A 13,066-nucleotide genomic window follows, 5' to 3' on the forward strand; every position below is an offset into this window, starting at 1 on the left:
TTTGTTATGATTATTTATGAGAGTAGTGTAAATAATAAAGCAGCCAAAACTGCTCCAACTAAGGGTCCTATAATGGGTATCCATGAATAAGACCACTGGCATACACCGGCTTTTCCTTTATTGATGAAAAAGAAAACAATACGTGGCCCTAAATCTCTTACCGGATTTATAGCGTACCCGGTTGTGCCTCCTAATGATAATCCAATTGCCCAAACTAAAAAAGCAACAGGTATAGCACCAAGAGAGCCCAAACCCACTATTGTTTTAGGATTTGCCAATTCGGCATCAGTAAAATAAAAAATGGTAAAGATGAGTACAAACGTTCCTACCACTTCATTCATGAAGTTTATGCCTTTGTTTAAAATGGCAGGTTGTGTATAAAAACAAGCAGCTCTAAGGCTAATATCGTCTGTGCTTTTGAAATGATCATGATAAAAAAACCATACCATTAAGGAACCAGCTGCCGCTCCTAATAGTTGTGATAATGCATAAGCAGGAACTTCTGCCCAAGCAAATTTATCGGCAACAGCCAAAGCTACACTTACAGCAGGATTTAGATGCGCACCACTATGAGGCCCTGCAATAACAACTCCTACAAAAACAGCTAAGGCCCAACCAGTAGTAATTACTATCCAGCCAGAATTTTGTCCTTTTGTTTTATTGAGCACTACATTGGCTACAACACCATTTCCCAATAAAATCAGGAAAAATGTACCCAAAAACTCGGCTACATACTGATTCATGTTTTCTTTATTTTAGTTTATAATTGGTGATGCACCTTTTCTAGACTGGGTGCATTTATTTTATAAAGTTGTCCAATGGTTAACTGCCTGAACAGCTTTTTTCCATTGCTTAATGTTATTTTGAACCTGTGTTGTATGGGCTGGCTCAAAAATTTGATCTACTTCCCACTGCTTCTTTATTTCTTCTATATTAGCCCAAACACCAACCGCCAAACCTGCTAAATAGGCTGCACCAATAGCAGTTAACTCTGCTGCCTTAGGCCTTATAACAGATGTATCCAAAACATCTGCCTGATACTGCATTAATAAATTATTTACGGTAGCACCACCATCCACACGTAGTTCTTTAATGGCAAAATCTGCATCGGCTTCCATAGCTTTTAAAACATCCATGGTTTGATAGGCTATACTTTCTAAAGCTGCTCTCGCAATATGCGATGATTTAGTCCCTCGGCTTAAGCCAAAAATTGTTCCTTTAGCATAAGGATTCCAATGTGGAGCGCCTAAACCAGTAAAGGCAGGAACTAACACAACACCTCCGTTATCTTCACAAGCATTAGCCAAATCATCAATTTCTGAAGATGTTTTAATAATCCCTAAACCATCTCTTAACCATTGTACAATAGCGCCAGCCATGAAGATACTGCCTTCTAAAGCATAATGAACTTCGTTGTTTATCTTCCAAGCTACGGTAGTAACCAAATTATTTTTAGACATTACAGGTTTGTTACCGGTATTCATCAGCATAAAACAACCTGTACCATAGGTATTTTTCACCATACCCGCTTGTGTACAAAGCTGCCCAAAAAGTGCCGCTTGCTGGTCGCCCGCTATACCTGCGATTGGAATTTTAGCAGAAAATATAGCTCCAGCCGTTTCTCCATAAACTTCACTTGATGATTTAACTTCTGGCAAAACCGATTTTGGAATATCAAAAATGCTTAACAATTCGTCATCCCAATTTAAAGTATGGATATTGAAAAGCATTGTTCTTGATGCATTACTCACATCGGTAATATGAACTTTTCCACCAGTAAGTTTCCATACCAACCAACTATCTACTGTACCAAAAAGTAAGTTTCCTGCATTGGCTTCTGCTCTTGCACCTTCAACGTTGTCTAAAATCCATTTTAATTTGGTAGCAGAGAAGTAGGCATCAACCATTAAACCGGTTTTTTCCTTAATCAATGGTTCTTTACCAGCTGCTTTTAGCTCATCACAAAAAGAAGCTGTTCTTCTATCCTGCCAAACTATAGCATTACAAATAGGCTCGCCGGTTTGTTTATGCCAAACGATGGTAGTTTCTCTTTGATTGGTGATACCAATACAAGCAACATCTTGCGGAGAAATTCTGGCTTTGATAACAGCTTCTGTTGCCACACCTATTTGCGAGCTCCATATCTCCATAGCATCATGCTCTACCCAGCCACTTTGTGGATATATTTGCGTAAATTCTTTTTGAGCAACAGCCAGTTGCTTGCCTTCATCATTAAAAATGATTGCTCTTGAACTTGATGTTCCTTGGTCTAAAGACAAAATGTATTTACTCATGATATCAAGCTTTAGTTAATAATTGGTCTTCTTTATAAGCTGGCGTTACCGGATGCTTGTTTAATAAATACTGCTTAGCTAAAGTTATAAAATTGCTTATTTGTTGGGCTTTCCATTCTTCATTTTGGTTTAAAACCGATGCCATTAAATCTGCAACTTTAGGAGCCATTTCTATAGCCGCTTGCGCATCAACAAATAAAATACGCAATCTTCTAGCCAATACATCTTCTACGGTGCGGGCCATCTCGTTTTTAGTAACCCAAACTATTTCTGCTAAATAATGTGGGAATTTAGGATGTAGCAAAGCTTTTAAACTTGAATCTTGCTTCATAAGATTCTGAATATATACCGCATCAAGACCGTAAAAATCTAAATGATTACCAAGTTTCTGGGTTGTACTTCCGTGGATAGCTAAGGCTTCTGTTTTACAATCTGCTTTTGATAATTGAGCAACCTGAATGACTTGATTGATGGTATCTTCTGCCATTTTACGGTAGGTAGTCCATTTGCCACCGGTAATGGTTACCAAGCCAGTATCACTTACAATAAGCTTATGACTTCTAGATATTTCTTTTGTTTTACCTGTATTTTTTGTTGGCGCAGCTAAAGGTCTTAAGCCCGCAAAAACGCTTAATACATCTTTCTCGGTTGGCTTTTTAGCCAGATATAGCGCTGCCGTTTGTAAAATAAAATCTATTTCTTGTTGTAGTGCTTTTGGCTCGAGGCTGTTTTTATCTAGCGGTGTATCTGTTGTACCTACTACTAGATAGTTATGCCATGGCACTGCAAAGAGTACCCTACCATCAGAAGTTTCTGGAATCATTAAGGCAGCATCAGCAGGCATAAAAGATTTATCTAACACGATATGCACACCCTGACTAGGTCTTACCAAAGCTTTTGAGCCTGGTTTATCCATACTTAAAATATCATCAACAAAAACTCCTGTAGCATTTATTACAGCTTTGGCTTTAATATTATAAGTAATTTGCGTCTCTAAATCTCTTACAGCAATACCATTAACCTTAGAACCAGATTTAAGCAAGCCCTCTACCTTCATATAATTAAGTACAGTAGCGCCTTGTTCTATGGCGGTTTGCGCCATGTTTACTGCTAAGCGGGCATCATCAAACTGACCATCATAATACTCTACACCACCTCTTAACTTCGTACTATCTAAACCTGGCAAAGCTTTCTCTACACTTTTTTTATTTAAGATAGTTGATGATCCAAAGCTAAACCTTCCGGATAACCAATCGTAAAGTTTTAAACCTACTACATATTTAAGCTGCTCAAAAACACTAAAACATGGTATAATAAAAGGTTGTTTTTTAACCAAGTGAGCTGCATTCCTTAATAACAAACCTCTTTCTCTTAAAGCCTCGTATACCAATGCCACATCTCCGGCTGCCAGATACCTAACACCGCCATGCACCAATTTGGTACTTCTACTTGAGGTTCCCTTTGCAAAATCAGATTGCTCCACTAATAAGGTTTTAAAACCTCTTGAAGCAGCATCAACAGCACAACCTAAACCAGTTGCACCACCTCCTATCACCACAATATCCCACTGTATATCTTTTTCTAATTCTTTTACTTGGCCTTCTCTATTGCTATCCATAATTTAAAAATCGAAAGTAAATCGAAACACTAAACAATTATAAGAAAATAAATCGAAATAAAAAAGAACAAATAAAAATAAAAAGAAAACCTTAATGCATTGAAAAGAGATTAGAAAATATTTTGATAACCTATAAAACATTTTCTTTTTATATTTAATTATTACCTTAGAAAATCAAAAAATTAGTGTAATGATAAATATTGCAGAACGCCATCAGTTTATTTTGAATAAACTTCAAAAAGAAGAGTATATAGCCGTAGTAGATTTGTGTAAAGAACTTGATGTATCTCCTGTAACGATTAGAAAAGATTTAAAGTTACTAGAGGAAAAAAACTTACTCTTCAAAACGCATGGTGGAGCAACATTACAGAACCCATACACTATAGATAGGCCTGTTAATGAAAAAGAGAAAATTCAATCTCTGGAGAAGGTTAAAATTGCATCAACTGCAGCAGCAACGATACAGGAGAACGATGCTTTAATTATTGCATCTGGCACTACTGTTTTAGCTTTAGCAAGGGCTATTCCTGCAAACATGCATCTTACAGTTGTTACAGCAGCTTTAAACGTGGCGCTAGAATTAACTAGGCACCAAAACATTGAAGTTATGCAATTGGGTGGTTTATTAAGAAAAAGTTCTTCATCTGTTACGGGTTCTTATGCAGAAACCATTTTAAAAGATTTTTTCTGTAATAAGCTTTTTTTAGGTGTTGATGGTATTGATTTAGAATTTGGTTTAACCACAACCAGTTCTATGGAAGCTCAGTTAAACAGAGAAATGATAAAAGTTGCCCAAAAAACCATTGTTTTGGCCGATTCTACAAAATTTGGTAAAAGAGGGTTTGGCAAAATTTGTCCAATTGATGAAATAGACCATATCATTACAGATAGCGGTATATCTGCTTCAACTTTACAGGCTTTAGAAAGTATGGGTATACATGTTACTGTTGTTTAATTATTTATCAGAAATAAAAAAAACAGCGCCCTCCTAAAAAGAGAAGCGCTGTGGTTATACATCTCCAAACTAAATTTAAATCTTAATATCCATTATCTTACCGGTTTTTCTACTTTCTTCGGCCATAAAACTCATGATATGGCTTTCGATAGATTCATCAATAGTAGAAGTTAAAATACTAGCATTTTGCTGACCTACGGCTTGCACAAAATCTTTAACCAAAAGCCAATCGCCACCACCATGACCACTGTTTTTATAACCCTCAACATCTTCTACTTTAGGTATAAATTTAACCGATTTACCTGTTCTAAAGTCACTTACAACTAATTCTTCCATATCGCCAACCATATCTCCCATAGTTCCCATAATACGGGTTCTTCTTCCGTGGTATGATGTGAAAGCTTCCATAGAGAAACTTGCCGTAACACTATCAGCAAACTGGATACTGGTAACATAATGATCTGGCTGGTCGTTCTCCATACGGTAAACACACCTGCCATAATTGGTAGTCTTTAAACGTTCCATAATCACATCTGCGTGTTTAGTTTTATCCTCAGGTAAATCTAAAACACCTAATCTTTTCCTCTTTTCGTAGTACTCTTTTATAGCAGAATAAGGGCATTCTCTTTCTACCTTACAACCATCCGTACAACGGGCAGTACTTCCTTCCGGTGCATTTTCCTTTTTAAACCATTTCAAATCGCCCATGGCAACTATTTTTTGACTTGGTTTATTAATAATCCATTTAATGATATCTAAATCATGGCAAGATTTTGCCAAAATAATAGGTGTTGTTTGCTTTGCATTATGCCAATTACCTCTTACGTAAGAATGTGCCATGTGTGTATGTTCTATTGGCTCAAAGTGCTGAATGCTCACTACCTCACCAATAGCTCCCTGCGCTATCAAATCTCTCATTTTAACAAAATAAGGTGCATACCTCAACACATGACAAACTGCAACAATTCTACCCTTCTTTTTAGCCAAACTTAAGATAGCTCTGCATTCTTTTTCTGTTGGTGCAATAGGCTTTTCAAGTAAAATATCATAACCCATTTCTAGGGCTTTCATACAAGGTGCATAATGTAAATCGTCTGGGGTAGAGATGATAACAGCATCAGCAAACTTGGGTTGTTTAAAAACATCTTCCCAAGTCTTAAATCTATTTTTATCTGCTATTTGATGTTGTTTTGCGTATTTCTGATTTCTAAAACTGTTTGGCTCTGCTACACCAATAATATCTAATTGATCTGGAAATTTAGCTGCAAAATTACCATAAACTGTACCTCTGTTGCCAGCCCCAATGGTAATGGCTGTTACTGCCTTACTAAGAGGCTTATGTAATAAATTTGGCTTGCTGTTATACAAAAAAGAATCATTAGCCAATTTTGCAATAACCTCTGTGCTGATCACTGAAGCACCCAAAGAGATGCTTATTGTTTTTAATAGATTTCTACGATTCATGAATTAGGTTTTATAATTTTTTTTAAAAGTTAGCTTAAATAAAAATAAAAAAAATTATTATGACTAAGAAAGATTCTTATTTAGAATTTAGATTGCTATAAATTTTATTGTATAATTTTCCTGTAATTTATCTAACCTTAATACATACACACCTTTAACTAAATTGATAGGTAATATTATCTTATTTAAGCCCGAACTTAATTTTACCTTTTCTGACAAAAGTTGCTTCCCTGATATGTCGAAAATACTTAAATAACCTTCATCTACCTCTTGTTGATTTATAAAAGCTATCACTTTAACATCATCGGCATAAGCCTTTAACTCATTGGTTAACAAACCATAATTTACAACTTTGATTTCAGATAATGTAGCATCACCATTAAAATCTACCTGTTTAAGTTGATAATAATTGTTTCCTATTTCAGGATTTATATCTGTATAGTTGTATATAGAAATCCCATCTTTTGTCCCTTGACCCTGTATAGTGCTCAGTAAAATCCAGTTTTTAGCATCGCTTGATTTTAAAATTTTAAAATGGGAATTGTTTTTTTCTGATGATGTGCTCCAATTTAAGTTTACTTGTGTGGCTTGTTTAACTACTTCAAATTTATTTAAGACTACCGGTAATGATGTTGATACAGCTGTGCCTGCAATGGTAAATACATCATCAGAAGATGTTTCTGATAAACCAAAAGCAAAAGAGCCACCCGTAGATGTATAACCCCAAGAATAAATTCTGAATTTGATATTTTTAGCGCCTTCAATATTTTGTAAAGCAGCTATACCAGATATATCTATAGGGTCTTGTGAAATACCTCCAGCAAAAGTATTTGAGAAAGCTATGGTTGGGCTTACATCTAAAAAAGTACCTCCATTAATGCTGTATTGGATAATATAATTTCTAGCGCCAGCACTAGACCGTCTTAACTTAGCATAAATGGTCTTAATAGAAACTTTATAATTGGCTAGTACATTAACATCAAACTCTACATAACTATTATTGGCAATAGCACTGGTTTTATCTGTAACAATTGCAAAATTTAGGTTTGCATTTGTTCTAGAACTAAAACCTTTTGATAAGGAAGATGCTTCTAAACCGCCGCCTCTAATCATACTTGAAGAAGCAATAGCGCTAGAACGAGTAGTTGAAGTAAAAGAAGCCGTTTCTCCACTTAAAGCATTAGCCCCCCAACTGATGAGTAAATTATCATCAGAAATATTAGCTAAATCTCCTCTAATGGAGAGTACGTTTACATCAGTTGTGGAACTTTGTCCAAAAGCAAAAGTTCCAGCTCTGGTACCTTCGCCATATATATACAACCTTATTTTTACTAATTCATCAGGTCTGATATCTTGCAAATAAACAATATTACTTACATTAATGGGGTCTAAATAATACCCAGTACTAGTGGTATTGACATTAATTTCTGAACCAACATTAGTAACAGGTCCTCCATTTAAAATATAAGTCCATTGCATTTTTGTTGCACCATTTGCAGTTCTTCTAATCTTGGCAGAAATCTCTGATAAAGAAATAGATTTCCCGGGCAATGGCTTTATTGAAAACTCATAATACTCATTTCTATCTTTAGCCTCATTTAAAGTAGTAGTTAGTATACCCGAACCTAAATCTACTTTAACTGATGAAAAACCTTTAGAAAGTGCAAAGTACAAAAGGCCACTCCCTCTTGTTATTTTTGAGCTTAACATACCCGATGAATATGTTGTAGGATACTCAGAAAATTGGTCTGCACTTGCAATAGCATTTAAATCCCAAGCTAATAATTGAACTGATGGAACAACAGTTTTTAACCCCTCAAAATAATTATGGTATTGATTAAATAACGGAGAATTTAACAAGTAAACCAATACCTCATTATTAGCTTTTAGTGCCGGGTCTGTATAATTATGAGAACCTGTAATAATCACTTTTGAATTAGCCTGGCCTTTCCAGGTACCTTCTATCAGCATGATTTTAGCATGGATATTAAATTTAGCATCGCTACCACTTTCTAGGTTAAATATCCTTACTGTTGCGCCTAATTGTTGCAACTGTCTTAATTTTGATTGTACCTGAGTTCCTGCTGCATCTTTTGCGTAAACTTCTATAGTTGCCCCTTGATTTTTAAGAGCAATTAATTTATCAGCTATAGCAACTCTTAAATCAGACCAATCAGACATGGCAATTCTAATTTTAGCATTTGCTACATCTGTAATAGCATTTAAATTTTCTAAAACGTTATCCTGCCCAATAAAGCTACCACCAGAAATCTTTGGAAAAAATTCGGCTCTTAAGCCATTAGCCACATCCTCAAAAACATCATAGTTGAAATTGTTTTTCATTCCTGAAGCAGCATTATTACGCATCACTTGCCAATTATTTAAAAAAGCATTGTAGATACCCGCATGATTAAATGTTATAGCATCTTGAACTTTTCTAGCATCAGAAGAAGTAAAGTTGTGCGATGTCTGAAATGTAACATTACTTACTAAACCAGCATTTGTATTTACTTTAGAAAATAAAGCATACTTATGATGGTTGATAGAAAGCGTACTTACATCGTTAACGGTAGATACTACCTCAGATGCAGCTAAATTTGTTTGCAACCATGGTAAAGATGTAGCATTGGTTTCTTGACTATCAGATCTACTCATATCTACCAATATTTTGATATTCACTCCTCTAGTTTCTGCATTCTTTAATGCATCCATCAAAGGCTGATAATTAATCAGATAAATAGATATCCTAATTTGCTCTCCGGCGGGTGTGTTATCAACCAGAGAAATTAACCTATCCAAGATAACGGTAGAAGTACCTTCTCTAGCAATAGTAGATGCATTGGTAAAAAGCACCTCTGGAAATGTAATATTAACCTGTGCTTTTAGGGCTGAATTCATCATGCTAAACATCATGAATAACACACTAGTTTTTAGTAGTAATTTTCTTATCATATTCTTCATTTAATTATATAATATTTTGATTTACAATTGTTTATACAGATAATTGCTTCTGAATTTTAGACATAATAAAGGACCCTCAAGGGTTTTTAGCCCTCAAGAAACCTTATAAGTAATATGTGTTAATTGTTATTTCCTAATATGAGTATGTAATCCAGCTACCAAGCCAATAAAAGATGTAAAATCTAATTTTGCGGTTTACATTTTCTTTAGCTTTACATTAAAAATTATATCGTTGATAATCGTTTAATTTCATCTTTCCAAGTTAATAAGCTTAAGAATATGGTTAAAACGCAAGCCATTACCAAAACGTAAAAACCTCCGTCCCAACCCCAAGCATCCACAATGTAACCTATAGCAATATTGGCAAATACAGAACCACCTAAGTATCCAAACAAGCCTGTAAAACCTGCGGCTGTACCTGCTGCTTTTTTAGGCACCAAGTCTAAGGCCTGCACACCTATTAACATCACCGGGCCATAAATAAGAAACCCTATTACAATCAAAGAAATATTATCTATCATCGGGTTTCCGGGCGGGTTTTTCCAGTAAACCAATACAGCTACCAATACAAAAAACATAAAAACAATGGTTGCTGGCACTCTTCTACCATTAAAAACCTTATCGCTTAACCAACCGCAAAGCAAGGTTCCCGGAATACCAGCATATTCATAAGCAAAATATGCCCAGCCAGACTCAGACATAGAAAAACCTTTTACTTCCTTTAAATAAGTTGGTGCCCAATCTAATACACCATACCTTACCAGATAAACAAAAACATTGGCTATAGCTATAAACCATAAAGCTTTGTTAAAAAGCACATAATCTAAAAAAATACGCTTGGCGCTGAGTTCTCTTTCCGCTTCCGGAGAAGCCTCTCCTTCATTTTTATAAATCTCAATAGGTGGCAAACCACAAGATTGTGGTGTATCTCTTACTAAAATATATGCAAGTATGGCAATTGCCAATGCAATAAAACCTGGGAAATAGAAATTGCTATGCCAATCGTTAAAAATAGCTAAACCTAAAATGGCTAAAGGCCCAATAAGACCTCCCCCTACATTATGCGCAACATTCCAAATGGACATTTTAACTCCTCTTTCTTTCTTAGAAAACCAATGTACCATCACGCGTCCGCATGCCGGCCAACCCATTCCTTGAAACCACCCATTAAGAAACAATAAGGTAAACATGATAGCGATAGAGCTTGTAGCAAAAGGAAAAAAGCCCATCAAAATCATGGTAAAGGCAGATAACATCAGCCCAAGAGCTAGAAATTTGCGGGCATCACTTCGGTCTGATACGTTACCCATCAAAAACTTACTCATTCCGTAAGCAATAGAAACTCCTGATAATGCTAAACCTAAATCTCCTTTAGAATAGCCCTGCTCAATTAAGTTAGGTATAGCCAAAGAGAAATTTTTCCTAACTAAATAGTAACCTGCATAGCCAATAAAAATCCCTAAAAAAACCTTCCACCTTAACTGTTTATAGGTTGGGTCTATTTTTTGTTCTTGTATAAGAGGTTGATGCTTTGCCGGGTCTAAAAAAGATAATTTCATGTATCTTAAAGATAATTAGCTATTAAAATAAGTTTGGATAATCGGATATAATACCATCAACACCTAAAGCTTTTAACTTTTCTATCTCTTCTTTGGTATTAACTGTCCAAGGTATTACTTTTATACCTTGCTTTTTACAAGCCTCTATCATTTCTTTTGTTACCAATTTGTAAGCAGGACTATAAATAGCAGGCTTAAAGCTTAAATCTTTAAGATGATTTTCTAGAGACCCTTTAGAAACCAAATAAGCAGTTTTTACTTGCGGATATTTTTGATGAACGATTTCTAAAGAGCGAGGATCAAAAGATTGTATAATTAATCTATCTATTATGCCTTTTTTCTTTATGACTTTCATTAAACGCTTCACAAACTCCTCTGGTGCTGGGTGTAATTCTCCATCACCTTTTGGAGTAATCTTGGTTTCCATATTATAATGAGGTGCCGGATAGCCTTTTTCTTTAGCATAAGCCTCAGAAGCGTCAATTAAATCCTCAAGAAGTGGGATATTTACTTTCAGTTTCTTTTGCTCTGGAAATAAAGGATGAAATTTAGAACCTACATCGTAAGTTTTTATTTCTGCGTAGTTCATTTGATAAAGCTTTAAACCTTTTCCTTTAGGTATTTCCTTACCATTTTGATCTAAAGCAAATACATCAGAAATATAGGGATCATGAGAAACTAATACCTTTTTATCTTTACTGATAGCAATATCCATTTCTAAAGTAACACCATAATCGAGTGCTAATTTCATGGCCGGAATAGTATTTTCTGGCATTAACCCTCTACTTCCACGGTGCCCTTGTTTATCAAAATTTGCCTGTGCCATGCTAACAAGGTTAGAAAAAATCAATAATAAAGCTAATACTAAATTTCTCATTTATTTAAATTGTATATACAATGCTAAACAAAAAGAAACAAATAAAAAAATAAAATAATAAATAAAAACAAAAAGAAAACAAAAAGATAATGATTATTTAATAATAGCTCTAATATGAAATGCCTAATAATAACTACCGTTTATAAAAAATATAATCGGTATTAATAGGCTCTAAGCCTATTGATTTAAATTCTGTTGCAATTTGCGCTCTGTGGTAATTAGAATGATTGATGACATGAAACAAGATATCGCATACACTACTATTAAATTCTATTCCATTACTTGTTTTGTAATTGAGGACAATACTAAGGTCGAAATCCTCTATAATTTGTAAAGTTTGCTGATAGTTTACAGCATTAATATTTGGTAAATCAACAAGCAAATGAACATCCCAAACACCAAAGCTAGTAACTTGAGACTTTATTCTTTTATTCCATATATGGTGTGCATTTAATATGTGGCTATAAAGTTTAATAGCTTTTTCAGAAAGCTTATCAGGATGTTCATTATAGACACTCTCTAATTTTGTATTGGCGTAATTATTATAATCAAATAATTCTTTAAAAAAGGATTTCATAAAATCGAATGAATAGAAGTAATTTAAGAAGTATAAGGGTTATATGTTTTGTAAAAGCTAAACTTGGCTTTCTTTAATCAATTTTTCAACTTCTAATTTCAGCTTAGGTAAGTGATGAGTAAGTACCGACCATATATTTTCATCAGAAATATTATCGTAAGCATGGATAACTTGATTTCTTAATCCTACAATAGCTCTTGAATTATTTATCCTTTCAACAAAAGAACAATCGCGGGTAATAATCCTATTTACTGCCTCCCCAATAATTTCCAGGTTTCTTTCCACCGCTCTTTTGAGCATAATGTTCTCTTTGTATTTCAGGAAGTCTTTTTCTTTACCTTTGAAAAAACTTTCAATTTCATCAACACAAATTTTAATATCAAAAAGCCATTTTAAAATTCTTTCATCCATAAACAAGCTCTTTGGATTTATTAATAGAATTGATTAAAATAGGATTTTTTAAGGTTTGCTCTTCTACTAAGTCTACTTTACGTCCAAATAATTGCTCTAACTTTCCTTTAAAATTTATGTAGTTATCAAAATAATTTGATAAATCCATGGATTTAAACTTTACAAGAAAATCTATATCACTCTTATTAGAAAAGTTTTGATTTAAAGCCGAGCCAAACAAATACATCCTCTCTACCTGATAGGCACTACATAGTTTTATAAATTTCTCAATATGCTCATCCACTACATGCATAACAACAAATTTATTAAAATTTTCTTTCGCTGTCTTAACAATTATCACTAAGCCATTA

General features: G+C 34.4%; 11 protein-coding genes. 1 reads left to right on the forward strand and 10 read right to left on the reverse strand.

From position 1 onward, the window contains the following. Positions 1 to 14 precede the first annotated feature (14 nt). Genes H510_RS0116795 through H510_RS19290 form a run of 3 tightly spaced genes read right to left on the reverse strand, consistent with a single transcriptional unit; the run spans position 15 to position 3,912 of the window. Entirely contained in the window at positions 15 to 743 is a 729-nt protein-coding gene (locus H510_RS0116795; protein WP_026905374.1) for an MIP/aquaporin family protein, read from the reverse strand. A 60-nt stretch (positions 744 to 803) separates the two neighbouring features. Continuing rightward, positions 804 to 2,294, reverse strand: a complete 1,491-nt coding sequence (glpK, locus tag H510_RS0116800) for a glycerol kinase GlpK (protein ID WP_026905375.1) — start codon at positions 2,292 to 2,294, stop codon at positions 804 to 806. 4 nt (positions 2,295 to 2,298) lie between these two features. Beyond that, positions 2,299 to 3,912: a glycerol-3-phosphate dehydrogenase/oxidase gene (locus H510_RS19290; protein WP_051291366.1), complete on the reverse strand. Its 1,614-nt coding sequence runs from the start codon at positions 3,910 to 3,912 to the stop codon at positions 2,299 to 2,301. Between the two features lie 190 nt (positions 3,913 to 4,102). Here H510_RS19290 and H510_RS0116810 point away from each other — a divergent pair, with 190 nt between their 5' ends. After that, positions 4,103 to 4,867: a DeoR/GlpR family DNA-binding transcription regulator gene (locus H510_RS0116810; protein ID WP_026905376.1), complete on the forward strand. Its 765-nt coding sequence runs from the start codon at positions 4,103 to 4,105 to the stop codon at positions 4,865 to 4,867. A gap of 75 nt (positions 4,868 to 4,942) precedes the next feature. On the opposite strand, the gene H510_RS0116815 is transcribed toward H510_RS0116810, so the two are convergent. From H510_RS0116815 to H510_RS0116845, 7 genes are all read right to left on the reverse strand, one after another. Continuing rightward, on the reverse strand, positions 4,943 to 6,331 hold the full coding sequence (locus H510_RS0116815) for a Gfo/Idh/MocA family protein (RefSeq protein WP_026905377.1): 1,389 nt from the start codon (positions 6,329 to 6,331) through the stop codon (positions 4,943 to 4,945). An 87-nt stretch (positions 6,332 to 6,418) separates the two neighbouring features. After that, on the reverse strand, positions 6,419 to 9,232 hold the full coding sequence (locus H510_RS0116820; RefSeq protein ID WP_211226598.1) for a phospholipase D-like domain-containing protein: 2,814 nt from the start codon (positions 9,230 to 9,232) through the stop codon (positions 6,419 to 6,421). A 284-nt stretch (positions 9,233 to 9,516) separates the two neighbouring features. Next, entirely contained in the window at positions 9,517 to 10,851 is a 1,335-nt protein-coding gene (glpT, locus tag H510_RS0116825; protein WP_026905379.1) for a glycerol-3-phosphate transporter, read from the reverse strand. Between the two features lie 22 nt (positions 10,852 to 10,873). Beyond that, positions 10,874 to 11,728: a glycerophosphodiester phosphodiesterase gene (locus tag H510_RS0116830; RefSeq protein WP_026905380.1), complete on the reverse strand. Its 855-nt coding sequence runs from the start codon at positions 11,726 to 11,728 to the stop codon at positions 10,874 to 10,876. A 133-nt stretch (positions 11,729 to 11,861) separates the two neighbouring features. Further along, the gene (locus tag H510_RS0116835) at positions 11,862 to 12,305 is read right to left on the reverse strand and encodes a DinB family protein (protein ID WP_026905381.1); all 444 of its coding nucleotides are present in this window, start codon (positions 12,303 to 12,305) and stop codon (positions 11,862 to 11,864) included. Positions 12,306 to 12,362: 57 nt separating this feature from the next. Next, positions 12,363 to 12,716 (reverse strand): HepT-like ribonuclease domain-containing protein, encoded by a 354-nt coding sequence (locus H510_RS0116840; protein WP_026905382.1) that lies wholly within the window; start codon positions 12,714 to 12,716, stop codon positions 12,363 to 12,365. Next, positions 12,709 to 13,008, reverse strand: coding sequence for a nucleotidyltransferase family protein (locus tag H510_RS0116845; protein WP_026905383.1), 300 nt, complete (start codon positions 13,006 to 13,008; stop codon positions 12,709 to 12,711). The genes H510_RS0116840 and H510_RS0116845 overlap by 8 nt, the downstream gene beginning before the upstream one ends. Between the last annotated feature and the right edge of the window lie 58 nt (positions 13,009 to 13,066).

Origin of the sequence: Pedobacter glucosidilyticus DSM 23534 (assembly GCF_000425145.1) — a bacterium.
GTDB classification, from domain to species: Bacteria; Bacteroidota; Bacteroidia; order Sphingobacteriales; family Sphingobacteriaceae; genus Pseudopedobacter; species Pseudopedobacter glucosidilyticus.